The sequence below is a fragment of the Halothiobacillus neapolitanus c2 genome, from assembly GCF_000024765.1.
Classification (GTDB): domain Bacteria; phylum Pseudomonadota; class Gammaproteobacteria; order Halothiobacillales; family Halothiobacillaceae; genus Halothiobacillus; species Halothiobacillus neapolitanus.
In genome coordinates this window covers 2,217,239-2,240,438 of record NC_013422.1, presented here as the reverse complement: position 1 = coordinate 2,240,438, position 23,200 = coordinate 2,217,239, and the positions used below count along the sequence as shown (strand labels likewise).

The following is a 23,200-nucleotide window of genomic DNA, read 5'->3' as shown; positions in this document are numbered from 1 at the left end:
GCGCGCTGCGCGTGACATGGGCCGATATCGTGGGCCGATATCCTGGACCAACATTATGGGTCGAGTAGAGCCGGAAATTATATCAGGTCGGGCAGCCGCATTGACGTGGCTGCAATCCGTAGATTGATGACTTGCAGCATGTTTGCGTGCCACCGGTTAACGTCTTAACCAGTCTCCGGTGCGCCAGTGACGGATGGGGGTGGGCTGGGCTTGTGTATCTACCGGGCCGGTCAAGATCCCATCGAGTTGGTCATCAAAATACCTTCGAACGGCCAGAACACTCCGCGCGGGTGGGCGCTGCGCTGGGTTGGCGCTGGTGGACACGATGGCGGTATGGGCTGCTTGGGCGATGGCCGCCGCGACGGGGTGCGCGGTGACGCGGACGGCCACTTCATCCCGCCCGCCGGTAATCCAGTCCGGGGTGTTCTGACTGGCCGGAACGACCCAGGTGGCCGGCCCCGGCCAGTGGGCACTGATCTTGGCAAGTTCTTCCGGGGATAGCGAAATCCACGGATGGAGCTGTTCAAGGTTGGCGGCGAGTAGAATCAGGCCCTTGCGCCAGTCCCTCTGTTTGAGCGTCAGTATCCGCTCGACGGCGATCGCATCCAGCGGGTCGCAACCAAGACCAAACACCGCTTCGGTGGGATAGGCGATGACGCCGCCTTGCGAAAGGATCTGACCGGTTTGCCGAAGGCGAAAGGGGGTATTGTGCATGATGGATTCGGTGATTGGGCTGGCTGGGTCAAATCATCTAATACGTTCGGTTTTTGGTGCTTGCGCCCCTTATTCCGGTATCGTCGCGGCGGGTTTCTTGCTGCGAGCGGTGGCGGGCTTTTTTACCGGCGTCTTCTTTGCAGGCGCTTGTGCATCGGTCGCGCTGGCCTTTTTGGCGCGCGGCGTCGTTGACTTTTTGGCTGTTGTTTTCGGAGCCGTCGCTTTTGGGGCTGCCGTCTTCTTGGCCGTCGCTTTCGCAGCGGTTTTGCCGCGCGCCGATTTCTTCTCAGGGGCAGCTGCAAGCAAGGCGACGCACTCTTCCAGTGTCAGGGATTTTGGATCTTTGTCCTTGGGGATTTTGGCGTTCTTTTTGCCATCGGTGATGTAGGGGCCATAGCGACCGTTTTGTACCGACACCCCATTATCGAACTGGGTGATGTAGCGATTCTTCTCAGCGAGCTTTTTGATCTCGATGATTTCGAGCGCGCGCGGCAGTTCGATGGTGTACGGATCGTCATCCTTGCCAAGCGAAGCGTACATTTTGCCGAACTTTACAAAGGGGCCGAACCGACCAATGGCGACCTCGACAGGTTCGCCTTCCGGGGTTTCGCCCAGTTTTCTCGGCAACTGAAACAGGTCCAGGGCTTCATCCAGCGTGATGGTGGCAATGCTCTGGCTGCGCTTGAGCGAGGCGAACTTTGGTTTTTCCTCGTCGTCCTTGGTGCCGATCTGGGCGAAGGGACCGAACCGCCCGAGTCGGACGGAGACGGGCTTGCCCGATTTGGGATCGATCCCCAGTTCACGCCCCTGGGCGGCCTCCTGCCGGGTGACATTCTCATTGGTGTGCTCGACACGGTCATGGAATGGCGTCCAGAACTCGCGCATCAATGGCACCCAGTCGCGTTCGCCGCGGGACACGGCATCCAGATCATCTTCCAGTTTGGCGGTGAATTCGTAATCGACAATATCGCGGAAGTAGTCGGTCAGAAAGCCATTAACGACCCGGCCCATATCGGTGGGTTTGAAGCGCCGTTGGTCGAGCAGAACGTACTCACGCGCCTGGAGGGTGGAGATGATGCTGGCATAGGTCGAAGGGCGACCGATACCATACTCTTCCAGCGTCTTGACCAGACTCGCCTCGGTAAAGCGCGGCGGTGGCTCGGTAAAATGCTGGTCGGCAGCGATGTCGTTTAGGGCAATCTTGTCGCCTACGGTCAGCGGCGGCAGGCGGCGATCTTCGTCATTGTCCCCTGAGGCATCGTCTTCATCCTCGCGATAAAGCGCGATGAAGCCCGGGAATTTGAGGGTAGAGCCATTGGCGCGAAAGCTATGCTGATCATTGACGGCGAGATCAACGGAAACTTGATCGTAGACTGCCGGTGTCATTTGCGAAGCGACCGCGCGCTTGAAAATCATCTCATACAGGCGGAACTGATCCTTGTTCAGGAAAGCGCGTACCGAATCCGGGGTATGTGCCGCTGATGTCGGACGGATGGCCTCGTGCGCTTCTTGTGCGTTTTTGGATTTGGTCTTGTAGCGGTTCGGGCTGGCGGGAAGGTAGGCCGCACCGTACTTATCGCCGATATGTGCCCGAATCTGCGTGAGCGCGTCCTCGGAGAGGGTCACGGCATCGGTTCGCATGTAGGTAATCAAACCCACGGTGCCCGCGCCGATGTCGACGCCTTCGTACAACTCCTGCGCCAGGCGCATGACGCGCGAGGCGGAGAGCCCGAGTTTACGAACCCCTTCCTGCTGGAGCGTCGAGGTGGTAAACGGAGGGGCCGGATTGCGCTTGCGTTCGCGCTTTTCCACCGAACGGACGGTGAGTGTGCCGGCGGCGGCTTCGAGGATACGGCTGCGCGCAGATTGCGCATCCGTTTCATTGGTCAGCGTGAATTGTTCGGCCTTTTGCCCGTCCAGTGTCAGCAGGCGTGCATTGAATCGGCTCTTTTCGGCAGCCCGATCGGCCTGGCAGTCGGCGAGTATGGTCCAGTATTCCTGCGGATTGAACGCTTCGATCTCGGCCTCGCGCTCCACGATCAGGCGCAGGGCGGGGCTTTGCACCCGTCCGGCGGACAGCCCCGGATTGATCTTTTTCCACAAGAGCGGCGACAAGTTGAAGCCCACGAGGTAATCGAGTGCGCGGCGTGCCTGCTGGGCATTGATCAGATCGATGGAAAGATCGCGTGGATGCGCGACCGCTTCCTGTACTGCTTTTTTGGTGATTTCGTAGAACACCACCCGTTGCGCCGTCTTGTTCTTCAGCAAGCCTGCTTCCGCCAAGAGTTCGCGCAAATGCCAGGAAATGGCTTCGCCTTCGCGATCGGGGTCGGTTGCGAGCAGGAGAATGTCGGATGATTTAAGCGCTTTTTTAATGGCATCGACGTGGCGCACGTTCTTGTCGATCAGGGTGTAGTTCATCGCAAAGTCGTGCGCGGTATCCACGGCGCCATCTTTGGGGATCAGGTCGCGCACATGGCCGTAGGAGGCGAGCACCTCGTAGCCGGGGCCGAGGTATTTCTTAATGGTTTTCGCTTTGGCGGGCGACTCAACGATAACAAGCGTTTGGCTCATAGGAACTCGGCGATCTCGGGGTGCTGGTCAGGGTCTAAAAAAATCAGTGCAATAATTCGGCTGTTTCGGCGAAGACGAGGTCTTCCATCCAGGCAAAAGCGGCTTCCTCGCCGGGTCGGGCGAACAGCACGAGCATGACGACCCATTTGATGTCTTCGATATCTAACTCGTCGTTATCCAGTGCCAGTGCGCGCTCAATGACGGTTTCCCGTGTCTGGGCGCTCAACACGCCAATGGCTTCGAGTTGGATCAGCAGTCCGCGTGATTCGATATCCAAGGCCATTTGTTCTTCGGCCGTGAATACACGGAACGACGTAGGTTTGGGTGCGCTGACCTCTGCCCCATGCACAGCAGCTCGTTCTGTCGGCTCATTCGCTGCCGCGTCCAACCAGGAAAAAGCACGCCCGATCTCATCGGCATCAAAACCGGCGTGAAGCAGTTTTTGCTGGAGATCCGTGCGCAGCGGCGCTGGAGGCAAGTGGGGTTCTTCTTCCATGTGGTTTTCAAACAGATACATCAACAAATCAAGCACGGTTTCTTTCATGGAATCTCTCAAGGGGCGAAGTTGAACGACGTTCGGTTACCCGTTCGTCAGGCCGTTCTCACATACAATCCTCCGGGTAAGGTGGTGACGTGTCCAGCAAGTTCAAGCATGAGGAGGATGGAGGAAACTTCGGCAGGGGTCAATCCGCTGGATGCAATAAGCGTATCAGCAGACTGAGGATCGAAGCCGAGACAGTCCAGAATTTTCTGTTGTTCCGGGTCGAGGTGAGCCGCAAGAGCGGGTGAAGACTCCGGTTCGAACAGGGAGGTGTCGTCGGTTTGACGCAGGCGTGCACCGAGGTTGTCGATGAGTTCTTCGAAAATGTCTTGAGCGGTTTCGACCAGCTTGGCGCCTTCCCGAATGAGTCGGTGCGGGCCGCGACTCAAGGGGTTGTGAATTGATCCGGGAATGGCAAAGACCTCCCGCCCCTGTTCGGCGGCAAGGCGGGCGGTAATGAGTGAACCGCTCTTTAGGCTGGCTTCCACAATCAGTACGCCTTCCGACAGGCCGCTGATCAATCGGTTCCGGCGCGGAAAATGTTCCTTCCTTGCCGTGGTGCCGGGAGGCCATTCGCTGATGAGCAAACCGCCTTGCGCTACGATCTCGGCGGCGAGTGCCTGGTGCTCGCGCGGGTAGATGATATCCGGCCCGGTTCCCATGACGGCAACGCTGGCGCCGTGAGCGGCCAGCGCCCCGCGATGAGCTGCAGCATCGATTCCCAGCGCCAGTCCGCTCGTGATGACGAGGCCCTGCGCGGAGAGATATCGGGCAAAGGCGCGTGCATTGTTAATCCCGCCGCTCGTCGGCGTGCGGGCACCGACGATAGCCAGTTGTGGCTCGCCCAGTAGTCGGATATCGCCTTTGCCGAAGAGTGCAGCGGGTGCGTCAGGAAGGTCGGCAAGTTGCGGTGGGTAAGATTTTTCTCCAGCAAGGACCAAATGGTGTTGTTCCGATTCATCGAGCCAGGACAGCATCGTTTCGACACGATCAGCCATGCCGCGCGGGTGTTGATTTGCCAGAGAGGCCGGAAGGCCCAAGCGAATCCATTCCGATGCCGGTGCCGCTAGGGCTGCCTGCGGTGTGTCGAATGCATCCAGAAGGCAGCGCAGACGTTTCGGCCCCATCCCATTGATGGTGATCAGAAACAGCAACGCCCGGCGCGCATCGGCGTCGGGCGTTGTTTGGTGCTCAGAGGTCAGCAAAGAAAGGACACGGCCCTGAGGCTGGGCGCCTCAATCGGCCGTTGGGGTTTGCAGCAAATCGCCAATGCGCACAGGCCGCTTGGTCTGTACCACAAGGGCCAAGGCGGCACGATCATACACACGGAAGACCATGGCGGTGCCGATTGGGAAGTCGGGCAACTTGACTCTGGGTGGCGATGGAATTTCAAAGCCTTCAGGCTCGGCGTTTTTTGCCAGCTCTTTGGGGTTGGTTGTGTACTTGTCACTTACAATTTGGCCAGGCTTGCTGATGCGCAGCATATCGCCAGGAACCAGACCGTTGTTGCTGCCGGCGTTGATAATCACGACCTGATAAGTGGCCACTTGCGTGATGGCATCGGGGATGTCGATCACAACCGCATCAATTGGAACCGCCGGGATACTGGGCGTCACATCCTTATTGAACGGCTCGCTGATAACCGGCAATACGCGGTCGCCATCCATAATCTCGCGGGCGCTTTTGGTGATGCGCAACGTGGTCGGGTCACCGCGATGCATCACCTCAGCCTGGCCTTTGTAGATGGCGCGATAGCCCAAGAAGTCGCCCGTCACTGGATCAACCAGCGGTTTGCCCTTGCCGAGAATGGAGAACGTATTCGAGTTCTCCGTCAGGGCCGGGCGTGCATAGACGACATCACCGAAGCTGGTCGTCGTCGTTTGATTGCGATTTGCTAGAACATAAGGTGCCGATTCTAATTGTTTTTCCGACATGATCTGGTCATACGACAAGAACGGCTTTAAATCTTCCAGCGGGATGGCTGATATTGCGGGCGGCAGGGTCTCGTAGCGAATATGGGGGCGCATGGCGATGCCCAAGCGTGGTTTGCCGCCGATGTACATGATGCCGATCTTGTCGCCGGGGTAAATTTTGTGCGGGTTTTTGATTTCGGGATTGTCGTACCAGATTTCAGGCCAGTAATACGGGTCTTTCAGAAAGTGGTTGGCGATCGACCAGAGTGTGTCACCCTTCTTGACGGTGTATTCATTGGCCTTGAGCGAAATGAACTGTGCCTTGGTTTCTTCCGGAGTCAGCGTGCCTTTGACCGGGCCGCGCGTGGCGCCAAGCGGCAGTCCATCCGGCGCGGGCTGGTTGACGATATTGACGGGCGGACGCTCGGAAGCACAGCCGGACAGCAACGCGGTGGTAATGAGGGAAAACGAGAGTAGAACCGGTAATCCTTTTGACGATCTCATGGGCAACATCCTTGGGTTTTCAGCCGAAAACGGGGCAACATTTGGGTCAGTGGCCGAACCCAGAGTACTTATGGGTTCGTAACGCACCGCCCGAGTACATTATCTAGGTACGTGGCCTAGGTGCAAAGCTTGGGCTCGCGTACAATGTTGCGGTAAATATGCTTATTTGTAAAAGAATTTGAGCGCCGCGTCCACAGGTACGTGCGATTGAGTTGCAAAATAGGCGGTCTGAAGTGTTTTTCTGCGATGATGCGCAGGTGTTTGGTGTTGTTTTTCGGAGCCGTTGTCCTGTGTAGGAATGGATGCACGATTCCTCCGAAATTTATTCCAATGTATCCATTTAGTGAGTTTGGGTTGATATGTCGTTACTTGAAGTGTTGCTTTTCCCCGATGAGCGGTTGCGCCGGGTGGCTGCCGAAGTGAAGCAGTTTGATGCGCGCGTGCAGCGCCTAAGTGAGCAGATGCTGGAAACCATGTATGACGCTCGCGGCGTCGGGTTGGCCGCGACGCAAATCGACGTGCATGAACGAATGTTTGTGGCGGACTGTGCCGAGGACGGATGTGCTCCGGAGCCATTGGTGTTCATCAACCCTGTGATCCTTGATCGCAGTGGCTCGGTCGAATCGGAAGAGGGTTGTCTTTCGATCCCCGGTGTCACTGATAAAGTGATGCGTGCCGAAGCCGTTCGTGTGCGCGCTCAGAATGCCTTCGGAGAGAGTTTTGAACGTGAAGCCGGCGGTTTGCTGGCCATCTGCATTCAGCATGAAATAGATCATCTCGATGGGCGCCTTTTTATCGATTATCTCTCGCCGCTCAAGCGCCAGCGCATCCGCAAAAAACTCGAAAAGGCGTTGCGTCAGAAGGAATCAGCATGACGGTGCGCATCATCTACGCGGGCACGCCCTTCTTTGCCGTGCCCGCTCTCCAGGCCTTGGCTGCGGATGATTCAGTCGAATTGGTGGCGGTGTACACGCAGCCCGACCGCCCTTCTGGTCGTGGGCAGAAATTAACGCCGTCGCCAGTGAAAGAAGCCGCGCTGGCCCTCGGAATTCCCGTTGAACAGCCGCTTACTTTGCGTGATGAATCGGCACAGACCGCGCTGGCCGGTTACCGACCCGACCTCATGGTTGTTGCCGCCTATGGCCTTATTCTCCCGGTACCCGTTCTTAAGACACCGCGACTAGGCGCAATCAATATTCACGCCTCGTTGTTGCCGCGCTGGCGTGGCGCGGCCCCTATTGCGCGCGCCATCGAGGCGGGTGATCCGGTTACTGGCATCACGATCATGCAGATGGCCCAGGGCCTGGATACCGGCGATATGTTGCACAAGGTCGAGCTGGCCATTCGGCCAACCGATACAGCGGCCACGCTGCATGATCGATTGGCTGAATTGGGCGCGCAGGCTTTGATGGCCGCGTTGCCCGGTATCGTCGCGGGTTCAATCACGCCCGAGCCGCAGGACGATACCCAAGCCTGCTATGCGGCGAAATTGAACAAAGCCGAAGGCCGACTCGACTGGCGCGAGCCGGCCGACCTGCTGGCACGCCGCGTTCGCGCGTTCGATCCTTGGCCGGTTGCGTATACCGAGTTTAAGTCTGCCCCATTGCGAATCTGGTCCGCAGAAGTTGAACCGAGCAGCCCGCAAGCCCAACCCGGTACGGTGGTAACGGTTGATGCCTCGGGGTTTGTTGTTTCGACCGTCGCGGGGGGATTGCGGGTTCTAGCCTGTCAGCAGGCGGGTGGAAAGCGGATTTCTGCTGCTGATTTCGCGCGTAACCATCAACTGCTGGGTGCCTGTTTTGACTGATCCGTACAAAACCGCCCGGAATCGGCATCAAGATCGATCCTCTTCATCTGCACCGAAAGGCCATGTGCCAAAGGATGCATCGGCAAAATTGTCACACAGGTCGCATCAGCGATCGGCTACAAAGTTTGATCCGGATCGTCCGGCTCGAATTGATCCGCGTACATTGCCGCGTTTGTCTCCTGAGGCGTTGACAGCGCAGCTTTTGCTGTCTGTCGTTGGTCAGGGTGTATCGCTCGATGCCGCTTTGGGTCGGGTGTTGTCTCAGGCACAACCCGTTCATCGCGGTTTGGTGCAGGCAATGGGATACGAAGTGCTTCGGCATTATGAAGCGCTTGTGTTTTGGCGAGACAGCTTGCTTGAGCGCCCCATCCCTGCCAAATCCGCCATTATCGCGTTGTTGCTTCTGGTTGGGCTAGAACGCATTCGCGGCGCACGCCGAGAGGCATCGCGGTCCGTCAATTCCGCTGTGCAAGCCGCAAGGGAGCTCGGGCACCCTTGGGCGACCGGTTTGCTCAATGCGGTATTGAGACGGGCAGTGCGTCAAATCGAAGAAGGTGTTGATCCCTTCGCGCAGGCCCCTTCTGCTGCTGGTGCGCGCCTGCCGCAATGGCTGTTCGACGCGTTGACCGTCGATTGGGGTGAGGCGCGTGCTTCTGCCCTTGGCTCTGCGCTGGCGACGCATCCGCCCATGACCTTGCGTGTGGCAGGTGATCGGGCGGCGTATGGCGAGCAACTGAGCTCGATTGAGATTGAGGCCAATCCCACGGCCTTTTCGACGCGCGGGCTCAATCTGGTTCATCCCATGGATGTCGACCGCCTGCCCGGTTTTGCCGAGGGGCAAGTGTCGGTTCAGGATGAGGCCGCCCAGTGGGTTGTCGACCTGCTTGATCTGGCTCCGGGGCAGCACGTACTTGATGCATGCAGCGCGCCTGGCGGCAAGACGCTCGCTATGTTGCAGCACCAGCCCGAATCCAATGTGACGGCAGTGGATATCGATACCACGCGCATGGCGCGGGTGCAGGAAAATCTGGAGCGTGGGCAGGTCTTCGCCCGCTTGATTGTCGGCGATGCGGGTGCGCCGCAAGACTGGTGGGATGGTCAGCCGTTCGATCGCATCCTTGCCGATGTGCCTTGCTCGGCAACGGGGGTGATCCGGCGTCACCCCGACATCAAGCGTTTGCGCCGACCGGAAGATTTGCCCGTTCTGGTCGAGCGTCAAGCGGTGATTCTTGATGCGCTCTGGTCGCTGCTGAAACCGGGTGGTCGAATGGTTTATGCCACCTGTTCCATCCTGGATCGGGAAAACTCGGCGCAGGTTGCCGCGTTCTTGCGACGGCATGGTGATGCGCGTGCGCTGCCCCTGTCGGTTGATTGGGGCGAGCCGCGACAGATTGACGGGCAGTTTCTGGGGCAACAGGTTTTCCCTGTTTCAGAAGGGCACGATGGGTTCTTTTATGCTGTGCTGGAAAAAAACTGATCAGGCGGCCGATCGCAGCCGCGCTGCTGCATCGGCGCTGTCGGTTTTTCTGCTCCTTGCGCTCGTGTTGCTCTGTGCTCAGGCACATGCGTCCAGCGCCAACATTCAGCGGGCTCACGCGGAGATTCGAGAAGGCGTCGTCTATCTCGATGTCGACATCAAGCTCGTGCTCGACAAGGAGATGGTTGATGCCATGCGCAATGCCATCCCGATCAACCTGTCGATGATTTCCGTCATTGAATCGCCGCGTGACTGGTGGTTACCAAATGAGATCGCTTCGGATCAGCGGCGTTATCGTCTGGAATTCCACGCGCTGTCGAAAACCTGGCTTTTGACCGATACCCTTGAACATGAGGCGCGGAGTTTCAGCACGCTGGATGGTGCGCTGCACTCTCTTGAACGGATCAGGGCGTGGCCAGTGACCACTGCCAAGCATCTTGAAGGGCGCGGCCCCTTGGTCGGGCGCGTTCGAATGGTGCTGGACGTCAACAAATTGCCGTTGCCCTTGCGGTTCCCGGCATTGTTCGATTCCCGCTGGTCACTGAATAGCGCTTGGTTCTCATGGACGGTGCCAACAGTTGGGGCGGCAGACAGAGGAGACGATTTGTGAAATTCGTCGGCAGCTGGGGCCAGATCTACACGCGTTGGATTCGCCGACTGATCCCACCGATCAGCATGATGGTCGTCGTGCTGCTGTTGATTCTGATGTATCTGATTTCAGAATCACTTCAGCGGGCAAACCAACCGGAGCATCTCTATCTTTCCCTGTTGGGACTGTCTGCGCTGGGGATTTTGTTCCTGGCGGCGGTGGTGCTCGGGCATATCATCCGGTTGGTCAGCCATTATCGGCGCGGTGCGCCCGGTGCTCGGCTGACGGCGCGATTGGTGCTCACGTTTGTCGGTCTGACTTCGATCCCCGTGCTTATCGTGTTTTATTTCTCCGTGTCGTTCATCCAACGCGGGATCGATTCCTGGTTCGACGTGCAGGTCGAGCAGGCGATGTCGGATGCGCTTTCGTTGTCGCAATTGGCGTTTGATGGACAGATGCGCACGGCCATGAATGAAACCATGCGCGCAGCCAAGCAACTTAAAGGCGTATCGGGTGATCTGGTTGCACTGGATTTGAATGCGGTGCGCCGCAATACCGGTGCCCACGAGATGACGATTTTCGGTTCACGGAACCTGATTGTGGCATCCGCTTCCGATGATTTGCAGGCGATCGTGCCTTCCCGTCCGGACGAAACGGCACTGAGCCATGCGCGCGCAGGGAAGGACTTCATCGGTCTTGATCCTGGGGGCGGAGACTCCATGCGCATCCGGGTTGTTGTCCCGCTGACCGCAGGGCTGACCGGTGATGGCAGTAGTGAAGTCCTGCAGGCGCTGTATTCCATTTCGCCTCGAGCAAACCAGCTTTCGAGTAGCGTGCAGGCTGCCTTCAATGAATACCGCTCGTTGATTTTTCTGCACAAATCACTGAAAAAGACCTTTACCTTTGCGCTTACCTTGGCGCTGCTGTTGTCCCTTTTGACTGCGGTATGGCTTGCCTTTATCGCTGCGCGGAGGTTGTTGGCGCCGATCCGTGAACTGGCGGCCGGTACGCGCGCAGTGGCCGAGGGTGACTATAGCCTGCGTTTACCCGTGGATCGTCGTGATGATCTGGGTCAACTGGTGCAGTCGTTCAATACAATGACGGCACGGGTGCGCCGCGCTCATCAGGTGATGCAGCAACTTCAGGAAGTGGCGGACCAGGAGCGCGATTATCTTGAAACAGTGATTCAACACCTTTCATCCGGCGTGTTGACCCTGTCGCCCGATGGCCGCATTACACGAAACAATTCCGTCGTCACACAACTTTTAAGCATTACCAGTCAGCATATTGATGGGTGCACTCTGACCGAGATCTGTCAGATATATCCCCATCTGGAGCCGATCTGTGCTGCTTTCGGTCATCTTCTGGAGCCCGGTCAATTGCCGGCTGGTGCCACTGTTGAGGCTCAAGTCCGCATTATGGGCGACGCCGGGCGACGCATCCTGTTGAGTCGGGTTGCCGCACTGCCCGCCGATGATGTGACCGGTGGTTTCGTTCTGGTTTTTGAAGATGTGACCACCTTGATTCAGGCTCAGCGCGATGCGGCCTGGTCCGAGGTGGCGCGTCGGTTGGCGCATGAAATCAAGAACCCGCTTACGCCCATTCAGTTGTCGGCGGAGCGGTTGCGTCGTCGGTTGTTGGGTAATCTCAGCGATGAGCCTGCCCAGATTCTGGATCGCTCGACCCAAACCATCATCAATCAGGTCGAGGCAATGAAGTTCATGGTGAATGAATTTGCCGAATATGCGCGTTCGCCGCAAATCACCCTAAAAATTCTGGATCTGGATGAGTTGGTCTCGGAGGTTATCGATTTGTACAAAGGCGGCGACATCCCCGTACTGCATCGATCCGCCGGGCATCCGCTGCCGGTGCGTGCCGATGCAGGACGCATCCGGCAGGTGTTGCACAACCTGATCCGCAATGCGCAACAGGCAATGACCGAGCAAGGCTGTCCCGGGTCCGATGAGCCCGAGGTGACGCTATCGACCGGCTTGCATCAGGAAGGCGGTTTGGTTCTGGTTGAGTTGACCGTGACCGATAATGGCACGGGATTCCCGGAAGATATGATTGATCGCCTGTTTGAGCCGTACACCACGACACGACCCAAGGGATCGGGACTGGGTTTGGCGATCGTGAAGAAAATCGTGGAAGAGCATAGCGGTATGGTGCTGGCTTCCAATGTGCAGGATGGACCTGTCGAATTGCAAGGTGATATCCCAGCGCGGGGTATGGCCACTGCGAAAACAGGCGCGCGCATTGTGATTCGGTTACCCTTTGCACTTCCCGACCTACCGATGGATACGAACAGGGAGACGGCATCGCCCAAATCATCGGTCTTGACGGGGTCGAAGGAAGATCGTCCCGAAACGTCTCCCGCTGATTCGACAAGTAGGCATAATGCCCCAAGGGACTTGTTCCGCCGGATGGATGACACCCGTGCGGAATCCGATTTAGATCATTCAGGATAACGATGGCATACCATGAGTATTGGACACATTCTGGTCGTTGACGATGAAGTGGAAATCCGCAATCTGCTGGCGGAGTTGTTGGCGGATGAGGGATATACGGTATCCAGTGCGGCCGATGCGAACGAAGCACGTGCCCTGATTGCCGCGCGCCGTCCGGATCTCATTCTTCTGGATATCTGGATGCCGGGCCAAGATGGTATTTCACTGCTGCGGGAGTGGGCGGAACTGGACCAACTGGTGTGGCCGGTGGTCATGATGTCCGGTCATGGCACGGTGGAAACTGCCGTTGAAGCGACGCGTCTGGGTGCATTCGATTTCATCGAAAAACCTATTTCACTCGACAAACTGCTGCTGGTCATCGAGCACGGCCTTGAAAATAACCGTTTGAGCCGCGAAAACGAGCAACTCAAGCGCAGTGTTCCCGATCCGTTCGAGTTGATCGGGGATAGCGAGTACATGTCCACTCTTCGATCACAAGCGCGAAAGGTCGCCGGGCACGATGCCTGGGTACTCATCTCCGGTGAGCCGGGCACGGGTAAGCAAGCACTGGCGCGCTTTATTCACCAACACTCACCACGCCGGCATTTCCCATTCATCGATACCGGTGGCGTCGCGATGGGCGGTCGTCAGAATGCGGCCATCGAGCTGTTCGGCGCGGAAAGTGACGGCAAGATTAGATACGGACTGCTTGAACAGGCCAATGGCGGCACGTTATTCATTGCCGAAGCCGCGGATATGGACGAACAGACCCAGATGCAACTGATTTCCGCTCTGGAGAATCAGACGTTCTTCCGGGTGGGTGGTGCGGAACCGGTGCGAGTGGATGTGCGTGTGATTGCCGCTACGCGTAAGGATCTGGAAATGGAAGTTCGCCAGGGGCGGTTTCGGGAAGACCTGTTCTATCATCTTTCCGTCGTACCCCTGCCCATCGAACCCTTGCGGCATCACGCACAGGATGTCCCCGTTCTGCTAACGCACTACCTTGAGGCGGCCCACCGCATCGAAGGCTTGCCCCGGCGCGAGTTGACCATCGGTGCGCGCAACCTGCTCAAAGCGCATGCCTGGCCGGGCAATGTACGCGAATTGAAGAATCTGGTGCAACGCATGCTGATTCTCGGTACGGGCGACGCCATTGATGAGCAGGAAGTGCAGCGTGCATTGGGCGTTTTGCCTTCTAATGACGAAGCGAACGATGCGGCCAGCTCGGCCTTGATCTCCTTGAATCTCGATTTACCCTTGCGTGACGCGCGCGATGAGTTCGAGCGACGCTACCTGCTGGCGCAGCTCAAGAGTTGCGATGGATCAATGACCGAGCTGGCCCGGCTGACCGGTATGGAGCGAACCAATTTGTATCGCAAGCTCAAGTCATTGGGTATCAGTGCGAATGAACGCAGTTGAACGCATTGAATAAACTGGATCATCTATGAAAATCATCATCCTGGGCGCAGGGCAGGTCGGCTCATCTCTAGCAACAGTGCTGTCGCATGAAACGCGGAACTCGGTCACCGTCGTCGACACAGATGTCTCGGCACTGTCGCGTCTGCAAGAGCGGCTTGATATCCGAACCGTTCAAGGGTACGGCGCGCAACCAAGCGTTTTGGAAGAAGCGGGCGCGGCGGATGCAGATGTGCTTATTGCCGTGACCAGTGCCGATGACACCAACATGCTGGCGTGCGAAGTCGCATGGGTGCTGTACCGCACGCCGACCAAAATCGCCCGCATCCGCGAGGCGGACTTCCTCGATCACCCGGCCTTGTTCGACAACAACGCGATCCCGGTGGATTACATGATCAGCCCGGAGCGTCTGATCAAGGATTACATCGTTCGGCTCATCGAGTATCCGGATGCGTTGCAAGTGCGTGATTTCGCAGAGGGAAAGCTTCGGCTGATCGGTATGCGCGCGGACGCCGACGGCCCGCTGGTCGGGCAGCCGATTCGCTATCTGGCAGCGCTGTTGCCCGATGTGGAGGCCCGTGTGGCTGCAATTTTCCGGCGGGACACGCCGCTGCATCCCGATGGCGCGACCGTGATCAAAGCGGACGACGAGGTGTTTTTTCTTGCCCGAACCGAAGACATCCGGAAGGTGATGAGTGTCATGCGCCGACTCGATCGACCTTATCGACGCATCATGATCGCCGGCGGGGGCAATATCGGTGGCGGGCTGGCGGCTGCGCTGGAATCGCGTTTTCAGGTCAAGCTCATCAGCAACAACCCGGAAAAGGCGCGCAGACTGAGTGCCGATCTCGACAGCACGATCGTTTTGACCGGATCGGCGACCGACAGTGAGTTGCTGATCGAGGAAAACATCGAAGACATGGATGTGTTCCTCGCGCTGACCAACGACGATGAGGACAACATCCTGGCCGCGATGCTGGCCAAGCGCCTCGGTGCGCGCAAGGTCATGTGCATCGTCAACCGCAGTGAGTATGTGGATCTGATCCACATGGGCACCATCGATATCGCGCTTTCCCCGCACAACATCACCATCGGCAGCCTGATTACCCGTCTGCGTCGCGGCGATGTGGTCAGCGTGCATTCCCTGCGGCGCGGTGCGGCCGAGGCTATTGAAATCATCGCTCGGGGCGATGCCAACACCTCTCAGGTAGTCGGGCGACGTGTCGATGCCTTGAAACTGCCGCCGGGTACGACCATTGGCGCCTTGCTGCGTGAAGGAGATGTATTGATCGCCCATCACGACAGCGTGATCGAGGCGGATGACCACGTCATTCTGTTCCTGACGGACAAACGCCACGTACGGGATATCGAGCAGTTGTTCACCGTACGCTTCGGCTTCTTCTGATTCCGGCCACAGGGTAAAGGGCTTAGCTCATGCAGTTTATTGTCGTGCTCCGTGTGCTCGGATTGTTGCTGATGGTCTTCGGGCTGACGTTCATCCCGCCCTGGTTGGTGGGCTCGATGATGGGCGATACCGATCTGCGCCCCTTCGAGTACAGTTTTCTCATTACGTTCGTGCTCGGGTTGCTGATTTGGATACCGCTGCGCAACCATCGCCGTGAACTCAAGTTGCGGGATGGTCTGCTGATCGTCGTGCTGTTCTGGGTCGTGTTGGGGGTGATCGGCGCGTTCCCGATTTATTTTCAGCCGATGTTGCACATCAACTTCATTCAGGCCGTGTTTGAATCGGTTTCCGGCATCACCACCACGGGCGCGACCGTACTGGTCGGGCTGGACCAGCTTCCGCGCTCGCTGTTGTTCTATCGCCAGCAACTGCAATGGCTGGGCGGTCTGGGGATCATCGTGCTGGTCGTGGCCTTCCTGCCCCTGCTGGGTGTCGGCGGGATGCAGTTATACAAGGCTGAAATTTCCGGCCCGATGAAAGATAACCGCCTGTCCGGCCGGATTTCTGAAACGGCCAAACTGCTTTGGCTGGTCTATGCCGGTCTTACATTGCTGTGTGCCTTTTTGTTCAAGCTGGAAGGCATGAGCTGGTTCGATGCCGTCGGCCATGCGTTCGCCACATTGGCGACGGGCGGTTTCTCGACGCACGATGCGAGTTTCGGCTATTTCAACAGCCCGACAATGGAGATGACCGCCGTCGTGTTCATGCTGCTCGGTGCTACGCCAATGGCGCTGCATTATCTGGCATTGCGTGAGTTTTCCTTGCGGGCCTATCTGCTGAGTTCCGAGTTCAAGTTTTTCATGCTATTGGTCATCGTGTTGTACGTGCTCATGGTGGTGACCATGCTGTTCGATATGCCGAGAATTGGCTGGTTGCATGATTTCCGTTGGGCGCTCTTCAACTTGGTGTCGTTCATTACGACAACCGGTTTTTCGGTTACCGACCATACGACCTGGCCTTATTTTTTGCCCGTGTTGCTGATTACAACGGCGCTGATCGGTGGCTGTGCGGGTTCGACATCGGGTGGTCTTAAAAACGTACGTCTATTACTGTTGACCCGACAGGGTTTGAACGAGATCCGACGATTGGTGCACCCGCATGCCGAGTTCGTGGTGAAGATGGGCGGACGTGCGATCGAACCGTCGGTCATCAGCGCGGTCTGGGCCTTTTTCTCCGCTTATGTGTTTGTGTTTGTGTTGATATTCTTCGCCATGATGATGACGGGGCTGGATATGGTCTCAGCCTATGGTGCCGCGATTGCCACCCTGACGAGCCTTGGGCCGGGTTTGGGGACGGTGGCGTCCAATTTTGCCAGCGTCGGCAATGGCACCCTGATCGTCAGCATTGTGGCGATGATACTGGGTCGCCTCGAAATATTCACCGTTCTGGTGTTGTTTTTACCCATGTTCTGGCGGCGATGACAAAACGACGAACGCGGGCTCCATCGCCCGATCCAACAGCTTTACCGCGTCAGGACGCGATTGTCTGGGAGCAACCTTTTTGCTGGTCGTTTCTCTGCCCGCGTTATTGGCTCGTCTGGTTTTTTGTCGGCATCCTGTGGTTGCTGGCTTATCTGCCGCACGGCGTTCGGCGGGCGACTGCGTTCGCGCTCGCCCGCCTGTATCAGCGGGTCTATCCCAAACGCCGGCGGATTGTTGAGCGTAATCTGGAGGTCTGTTTCCCCGATCAATCTGCAGCACAGCGGCGCGCTTGGCGAGATGCGCACTTTCAGTTGCAGGCTTATGCCGTGCTGGATTTGGGCAGGCTATGGTTTCGCTCTGTGGCGTACCTCAAACGTCAGACACGTGTGAGCGATCCTGACTTGTTCGAGCGCCTGATTCACGCCGGTGGCGTGGTGCTGACAGGGCATGGCGCCGGATTGGAGTGGATCGGCCATTTTTTCACCATGAACATGACCGGTTCGGCCATGTACAAACCCTTCGGCAAGAACCGCTTGTTGAACTGGTTGTTCGAGCGGGGGCGGGTGCGCCACGGTGCCCGCGTTTATCCGCGTGAACAAGGCTTGAAGCCTCATCTGCGCCATCTTAGAGCAGGGCAGGGATTTTTCTACATTGCCGATGAGGATCTGGGCCTGGGGGATTCGGTATTCGCGCCGCTGTTCGGTATCGAAAAAGCCACTATCCCACTGGCAGGCAAGATCGCCGCATTGGGCAAGGCAGAGATTTATCCTGCACTGGGGCAATTGGATATGGCCAGTGGACGGTATCGGTTGCTGCTATTGCCGCCGGTCAAAATTCCAACTGAAGGCAGCACGGATGCGGCAGAGGCGATCAATCAGGCACTGGAACGGCTGATTCGGGATGATCCGCCGCAGTACATGTGGTCGCTGAAGCTCTTCAAGACGGCGACGAGCGATCGAGCCGATCTGTACGTGTCTTAATCGACCGTTCCCGAGCTGGCATTCCCAGATGAGGTGGGTTGGCGCCGGAACCGGCGATAAACCCATTGATACTGGGCCGGATTTTCTCTGACCATCTGTTCGATGCCTTGATTCAGTGCCGCTAACGCGGTGGCCGGATCGGGGTCATACATGCCGATCGGTGCTTCAAAATAACCCAGGCGATAGCCCTGCCCTCGAGGTAGGCGTTCGGTGCGTCCCAGAATGGCAATCGCGCCGGTTTTTTGCATCAGGTTATGCACGAGCGTCAGGGTGTAGGCTGGATGGCCGAAAAACGGCGCAAACGCACCTTCGCCGACATTCGGCTCCTGATCAGGCAGGATCGCCACCAGTTCACCCCGCCGCAAAGCCATCAGCAATGCCTTCACGCCGTGGCGATTGGCGGGGACGAGTCTGCCGCCAAACCGCTCGCGCGAGCGGTTCATCAAGGCTTCGAAGGCCGGTTCCCTCGGGGGGCGATAGAGCGTGGTCATGGGCGTGCGTGTGGCAGTGAACAAGCCACCCAGTTCCCATGCCCCGCTGTGCGGTGCGAGCAGAATGACGCCCCTGCCCACAGTCATCGCTTGAGTCAGAATCTCTTCGTTCCGCACTTCGCGGGCCAGCGTTTCGATTTGTTGCCTTGAACCTTGCCAGATAACGCCCAGCTCGGTCAGCGTCTTGCCCGTTTCGAGCAAGGTTTCCCGAAGCAGTTGCGCTTGTTGTGGGGATGATAACTCCGGCAGGCAGCGGCGAATGTTTTCTGCCGCGGTTTTGCGCATTGAGCTGTGGGTTATCCAGGCGAGCCAGCCGATGCCCGCGCCGATGGCGTGGCTCAAACGCAGCGGCAACCGAGCGAACAGCTTCAATAAACTTCTGAGAAAAGCTAATCTCAGCGCGCTTCGCCACGGGCGCCCGTGGCTTTGTGCGGTGCGCTTGTTCATGGTGTTGGGCCTGCGGACAGTGTGTCGTCCCCGATGGCTTCGTCCGGTCGCGCCCCCTTCAGGCCATCGCGCATCAGCGGGGTAAGTGTGGACGCCAGTGAGCGGAACAACTGTGGATTGAGTCGTTCTTCATCGGCCAGCAGTTGCTTGAAATGTTCGCGCTGCGTGGGTTTGGCAAAACAGGCGGGGCAGTTGTCCCGGATCACCGGTAGTTGGTTTTGGGTGGCGAAATCCGCCAGCATTCGTTCTCGCACCCGAACGAAAGGCCGGATGATGCGGACATCGCCCGCATCGTTGAGGTAGTGGGCTTTCATCGTGTTGAGTTTGCCGCCGTGAAACGCGCTCATCAGGAAGCTTTCAGCCAGATCATCCAGATGCTGCCCCAATGCGAGCACATTATAGCCCTCCCGTCGTGCCGCTTTGTACAGCAGGCCGCGTTTCATGCGGGCACAAAACGCGCAATACGAATCGCCACGCATGTGCGTATTGGCCAGACCGACAATATCTTCACGTTCCACGAAATAGGGGATGCCGAGTTTTTCGAGGTAGGGCACCAGCGGCGCGGGATCGAATCCGCCAACCAGCGGGTCAACCGTGATGGCGGCCAATTCAAAGGAAATCGGCGCCCGGCGTTGCACATGACGCAGACAATGGAGCAGCGAGAGCGAGTCCTTGCCGCCCGAAAGGCCGATGAGAATCCGGTCGCCTGGTCGGATCATCGAGAACTCGATCAGGGTTCGCGCGACGATGCGCTGAAGTTTCTTGCCTGGGGCAATCCAAGACCAGATGGGTTCGGGGGGCGGTATCCGATCGGATTCGTTAAAGGAGGACGTGTTCATGAGTAACCGTGACGTGAAAACTTCTGCATTGTACGACAGCCGGTGATCAGGGCTAAGATGGTCGAAAATTGGACGCTGAAAAACGCTGAATCTTGAAACGCAGGAGTAAACCGATGCGCGAACTGTATCCCGCGATTGAACCCTTGGTGACGCACAGTATTCCCGTGGAGGCCCCACATATACTTCATGCCGAGGAATGTGGACGGCTCAAGGGTATTCCCGTGGTGTTCTTGCATGGTGGCCCCGGCGCCGGGTGCACGCCTGCCCATCGCCGTTTTTTCGATCCTGACCGGTATCGCATTATCCTGATCGACCAGCGCGGTGCCGGTCGATCCACGCCCCACGCCCATTTGGAAGGCAATACAACACAACATCTGATTGCTGATCTTGAGCGGGTGCGCGTTCATCTGAATATCGAGCGATGGCTTGTGTTTGGCGGTTCCTGGGGCTCGACGCTGGCGTTGGCCTATGCGGCCACTCATCCAGAGCGGGTACTGGGACTGATCTTGCGCGGGATATTTCTTTGCCGCGATGAGGATGTTTCCTGGTTCTATCAGCGCGGAGCGGATCGCCTGTTTCCCGATTATTGGGCCGACTATCTTGCTCCCATTCCCGAAGACGAGCGAGACGATCTGGTGGCAGCGTATCACCGTCGCCTGACGGGGAGCGACGAGTTGGCGCGGATGCAGGCAGCCAAGGCCTGGTCGACCTGGGAGGGGCGAACCGCAACGCTCCTGACTGATCCGGCAACGGTCGATTTCTTTGCCGATCCGCATCATGCGCTCTCGATCGCTCGGATCGAAAATCATTACTTTATGCACGGCGCGTTCTTGCGCGAGCAACCCTTGCTGGAACAGGTTGATCGACTGGCGGGTATCGAAGGGGAAATCATTCATGGACGGTACGATGTGGTGTGTCCGGTGGATCAGGCGTTTTCCTTGGCTGCGGCTTGGCCGAATGCCAAGTTGACGGTTGTGGAGGATGCGGGCCATGCCGCTAGTGAACTGGGCATCACCGATGCTCTGATTCGGGCAACGGATCGGTTTGCGGAGCGCTTGACCGGGCACCAGAATGGTCGGGGATAGGTGATAGTCTTGTAGATTGCTATCGTCTGATTTTCGACGGGCACCACTAAAAACCTTTCCCGGTGCCCATGCACCATAGGGATGTGGTGCCACGAAATCGCGTAAGCGATTGAAATAGCCCGAGTTCGCTTCGGGTTTCCCGCGAATAACGTCCTCGAAAAACCCCAAGAATAGGGTTTTTCGAGGTGGCCGGACAATAAAAAAACCCGCCGTTCGGCGGGTTTGCAGGCTTGCGGAGACGGCACGTGACCGTCAACCGCCACAAGAACTACTAATTAAGCAGTTTGTGTTGCTGTGTCGCTTTTGCCCAGGTTGGTGGTGTAAGCGATTGTTACTTTATCGCCTTTCTTGCCTGGAACTTTGAAGTTGATGTAGGGGTTTTTGGAAACCGCTACAGACAAGTTGCCTTCAACAGCTGGCTTGTCATTCACAGAAACAGTCAGGGTTTGGATGTAGTTGGCAGGAATCAGTTTGCCTGTCGCCTTATCTTTCATCCGACCGGATTCCATGACCTGTTCGATCAGGCTTTTGATATCCAGAACGTCACCGGCGGCGCTAATACGCATTTTGATTGTTGACATGGTTTGTAACCTCGTAAATTCGTCAATTAAGTAAAGTAAATTCAGTGTTTGGGCGAATTAGCCGCCGCAACCGCCGATGGTTACTTTAACTTGCTTCTCAGCCATGTACAGCTTGCCACCGGCATGTGCTACGCCGATAACGTTATCGGTTTTGCCCATACGGATACGGGTAGAAGCGAATGGCTGGGCACCGTCAAACTTGAAGTTGGCGACCAGAGGGGTCGGGTTGCCTTTAACCAGAATCGCGATGTTGTCGGTACCGGCAACAGCAGATTCGATGGTGACAGGAACAACCGCACCGTTTTCAGCGATATCAGGCGCCTTCACGGTGACATCTTTGGATTCTGCCGCGCCAGAAACGCCGAACAGATCGTTCAGAGACTCGTCAAAGCCTTTGGTGCTGTATGCTTTTTCTGGCCAGGTAGCGGCCAAAACAGCGCGGGGGGTCAACAGGCCGGCGCCAACAGCCAAGCCAACTGCACTGGCAGCCATGCTGCCTTTCAAAAATACACGACGATTAGATTGCATGGATCTGAACTCCTCATTGTTGTGTGGAATACCACGGTAACAGTAATGCACGTGCCATGCCAATTTTTAACTAATTGATATTTATATCATTTGACTGATTTTTTTCTGAATTGCAAATTGCAAAGTGCAATGTGATGTTGCCATTTTGCGTTGAAAGGCGTTCGATTTGGCTGGGCGAGATGCCCAATCCGGTGAGGACGATGACTCATTGGTCACGCCGCGAAAGATGCGTCATGCTGACTCAACACGAGAACGGCGGATGGTGGCAGCAAAGGGCATCAATCAAGGAGATGGAACATGAAGACATTTAAATGCAGCAACTGCGGTCAGATCACTTTTTTTGAAAATGTGGTTTGTGAACACTGCGGCATGCCGCTCGGTTATATCCCAGAGATACGGGCCATGGTCGCATTCCAGCCCGATTCCGATTTGTTCTGGTCACCTGTGAATAGCGCTCTGGCCGAAGCTTATCGCCCTTGCCGGAACTATGTCTCCCTGCATATATGCAACTGGATGGTGGCCGAATCGGATCAAAGTGTCTGGTGCCGGAGTTGTCGTTTCACCGAGATGATTCCTGCGCTATCCGTGCCTGAGCATTTGCAGCGCTGGTTTTTGCTGGAGGCGGCCAAGCGGCGATTGATTTATTCATTAGTGCAGATCGGATTGCCGATACCCGATCGAGATAGGGACCCCGCACACGGGCTGCGTTTCAAGTTTCTGGCGGACACCCCTCAGGAGCGGGTGCTGACTGGGCATCTGGACGGGGTAATCACATTGAATATCGATGAGGCGGATGACGCTACACGTGAGCTCAAGCGTACCCGCATGCATGAGTCGTACCGCACGTTACTGGGGCATCTGCGCCATGAAGTCGGCCATTTTTACTGGTTGCACCTGATCGCTGAAAGCCCTTGGCTTGAAGGGTTCAGGGCATTGTTCGGTGACGAGCGACAGGATTATAAGCAATCGTTGGATCAGTACTACGCTACTCAGTCATCTTCTGACTGGACAGCTGAATTCATCAGCGAGTATGCCAGCGCGCACCCCTGGGAGGATTGGGCCGAAACTTGGGCGCATTATCTGCATATCGTCGATGCGCTTGATACCGCAGCCAACTGGCACGCGCGGACTAACCGTGCTCAGCCAAGTTCACCGTTTCCCGAGGCATCAGCGCCGTTGACCATCGAGGCGTTTAAAGCCGCATTGACGCAAGATTGGCTGCCGTTAGCCTTGTTTCTCAATAGCATGAACCGCAGCCTCGGCCAGAAGGATAGTTACCCTTTCGTGATTCCTGACGCCGTGATCCGCAAGCTCTGTTTTATCCACGAAGTCGTTCTGGCTGCCCGTGGAGCATCGCCAGACGCCCGCGGGTATTGACGAT

General features: G+C 57.2%; 20 protein-coding genes. 11 read left to right on the top strand and 9 right to left on the bottom strand.

All coding sequences use genetic code 11. From position 1 onward, the window contains the following. Positions 1-156 precede the first annotated feature (156 nt). The 5 genes from tsaC to HNEAP_RS10380 all read right to left on the bottom strand — a co-directional run bounded on the left by tsaC (position 157) and on the right by HNEAP_RS10380 (position 6,246). Positions 157-714 (bottom strand): L-threonylcarbamoyladenylate synthase type 1 TsaC, encoded by a 558-nt coding sequence (gene tsaC / locus HNEAP_RS10400; RefSeq protein WP_012824941.1) that lies wholly within the window; start codon positions 712-714, stop codon positions 157-159. A gap of 69 nt (positions 715-783) precedes the next feature. Continuing rightward, positions 784-3,288 carry a DNA topoisomerase I gene (locus HNEAP_RS10395; RefSeq protein WP_012824940.1) on the bottom strand — a complete coding sequence of 835 codons (2,505 nt, stop codon included), beginning with the start codon at positions 3,286-3,288 and terminating at the stop codon, positions 784-786. Positions 3,289-3,331: 43 nt separating this feature from the next. After that, positions 3,332-3,832: a Smg family protein gene (locus HNEAP_RS10390; RefSeq protein ID WP_012824939.1), complete on the bottom strand. Its 501-nt coding sequence runs from the start codon at positions 3,830-3,832 to the stop codon at positions 3,332-3,334. A gap of 47 nt (positions 3,833-3,879) precedes the next feature. Then, positions 3,880-5,034: a DNA-processing protein DprA gene (dprA, locus tag HNEAP_RS10385; RefSeq protein WP_012824938.1), complete on the bottom strand. Its 1,155-nt coding sequence runs from the start codon at positions 5,032-5,034 to the stop codon at positions 3,880-3,882. Positions 5,035-5,064: 30 nt separating this feature from the next. Next, positions 5,065-6,246: a LysM peptidoglycan-binding domain-containing protein gene (locus HNEAP_RS10380; protein WP_012824937.1), complete on the bottom strand. Its 1,182-nt coding sequence runs from the start codon at positions 6,244-6,246 to the stop codon at positions 5,065-5,067. Between the two features lie 359 nt (positions 6,247-6,605). Here HNEAP_RS10380 and def point away from each other — a divergent pair, with 359 nt between their 5' ends. The 9 genes from def to HNEAP_RS10335 are packed head-to-tail and all read left to right on the top strand — an operon-like array spanning position 6,606 to position 17,848. Next, positions 6,606-7,121: a peptide deformylase gene (gene def / locus HNEAP_RS10375; protein ID WP_012824935.1), complete on the top strand. Its 516-nt coding sequence runs from the start codon at positions 6,606-6,608 to the stop codon at positions 7,119-7,121. Next, positions 7,118-8,053 carry a methionyl-tRNA formyltransferase gene (gene fmt / locus HNEAP_RS10370; protein WP_012824934.1) on the top strand — a complete coding sequence of 312 codons (936 nt, stop codon included), beginning with the start codon at positions 7,118-7,120 and terminating at the stop codon, positions 8,051-8,053. Before def ends, fmt begins: the two co-directional genes overlap by 4 nt. Beyond that, the gene (rsmB, locus tag HNEAP_RS10365) at positions 8,046-9,530 is read left to right on the top strand and encodes a 16S rRNA (cytosine(967)-C(5))-methyltransferase RsmB (protein WP_166635998.1); all 1,485 of its coding nucleotides are present in this window, start codon (positions 8,046-8,048) and stop codon (positions 9,528-9,530) included. The genes fmt and rsmB overlap by 8 nt, the downstream gene beginning before the upstream one ends. Beyond that, positions 9,496-10,140, top strand: coding sequence for a DUF4390 domain-containing protein (locus HNEAP_RS10360; protein WP_081441149.1), 645 nt, complete (start codon positions 9,496-9,498; stop codon positions 10,138-10,140). Before rsmB ends, HNEAP_RS10360 begins: the two co-directional genes overlap by 35 nt. Continuing rightward, positions 10,137-12,587 carry a sensor histidine kinase gene (locus HNEAP_RS10355; protein ID WP_012824931.1) on the top strand — a complete coding sequence of 817 codons (2,451 nt, stop codon included), beginning with the start codon at positions 10,137-10,139 and terminating at the stop codon, positions 12,585-12,587. Before HNEAP_RS10360 ends, HNEAP_RS10355 begins: the two co-directional genes overlap by 4 nt. A gap of 12 nt (positions 12,588-12,599) precedes the next feature. Next, positions 12,600-13,985, top strand: a complete 1,386-nt coding sequence (locus tag HNEAP_RS10350; protein ID WP_012824930.1) for a sigma-54-dependent transcriptional regulator — start codon at positions 12,600-12,602, stop codon at positions 13,983-13,985. Positions 13,986-14,010: 25 nt separating this feature from the next. Continuing rightward, positions 14,011-15,387, top strand: coding sequence for a Trk system potassium transporter TrkA (gene trkA, locus HNEAP_RS10345; RefSeq protein ID WP_012824929.1), 1,377 nt, complete (start codon positions 14,011-14,013; stop codon positions 15,385-15,387). 29 nt (positions 15,388-15,416) lie between these two features. Beyond that, positions 15,417-16,868, top strand: a complete 1,452-nt coding sequence (locus tag HNEAP_RS10340) for a potassium transporter TrkG (RefSeq protein WP_012824928.1) — start codon at positions 15,417-15,419, stop codon at positions 16,866-16,868. Continuing rightward, positions 16,865-17,848, top strand: coding sequence for a lysophospholipid acyltransferase family protein (locus HNEAP_RS10335; protein ID WP_012824927.1), 984 nt, complete (start codon positions 16,865-16,867; stop codon positions 17,846-17,848). Before HNEAP_RS10340 ends, HNEAP_RS10335 begins: the two co-directional genes overlap by 4 nt. On the opposite strand, the gene HNEAP_RS10330 is transcribed toward HNEAP_RS10335, so the two are convergent. Both HNEAP_RS10330 and HNEAP_RS10325 read right to left on the bottom strand, forming a co-directional pair. Next, positions 17,845-18,786 carry a lysophospholipid acyltransferase family protein gene (locus HNEAP_RS10330; RefSeq protein WP_012824926.1) on the bottom strand — a complete coding sequence of 314 codons (942 nt, stop codon included), beginning with the start codon at positions 18,784-18,786 and terminating at the stop codon, positions 17,845-17,847. The two genes, HNEAP_RS10335 and HNEAP_RS10330, sit on opposite strands and share 4 nt — an antisense overlap. Beyond that, the gene (locus HNEAP_RS10325) at positions 18,783-19,625 is read right to left on the bottom strand and encodes a tRNA 2-thiocytidine(32) synthetase TtcA (protein WP_012824925.1); all 843 of its coding nucleotides are present in this window, start codon (positions 19,623-19,625) and stop codon (positions 18,783-18,785) included. The genes HNEAP_RS10330 and HNEAP_RS10325 overlap by 4 nt, the downstream gene beginning before the upstream one ends. Before the next feature lie 113 nt (positions 19,626-19,738). Here HNEAP_RS10325 and pip point away from each other — a divergent pair, with 113 nt between their 5' ends. Beyond that, positions 19,739-20,710: a prolyl aminopeptidase gene (gene pip / locus HNEAP_RS10320; RefSeq protein WP_012824924.1), complete on the top strand. Its 972-nt coding sequence runs from the start codon at positions 19,739-19,741 to the stop codon at positions 20,708-20,710. A gap of 275 nt (positions 20,711-20,985) precedes the next feature. On the opposite strand, the gene soxZ is transcribed toward pip, so the two are convergent. Both soxZ and soxY read right to left on the bottom strand, forming a co-directional pair. Then, positions 20,986-21,291 (bottom strand): thiosulfate oxidation carrier complex protein SoxZ, encoded by a 306-nt coding sequence (gene soxZ, locus HNEAP_RS10315; protein ID WP_012824923.1) that lies wholly within the window; start codon positions 21,289-21,291, stop codon positions 20,986-20,988. Positions 21,292-21,348: 57 nt separating this feature from the next. Beyond that, on the bottom strand, positions 21,349-21,819 hold the full coding sequence (soxY, locus tag HNEAP_RS10310) for a thiosulfate oxidation carrier protein SoxY (RefSeq protein ID WP_012824922.1): 471 nt from the start codon (positions 21,817-21,819) through the stop codon (positions 21,349-21,351). 297 nt (positions 21,820-22,116) lie between these two features. On the opposite strand from soxY, the gene HNEAP_RS10305 reads away from it, so the two are divergent. Then, a complete protein-coding gene (locus HNEAP_RS10305; RefSeq protein WP_012824921.1) occupies positions 22,117-23,196 on the top strand; it encodes a zinc-binding metallopeptidase family protein in 1,080 nt (359 codons plus the stop codon). Positions 23,197-23,200 lie beyond the last annotated feature (4 nt).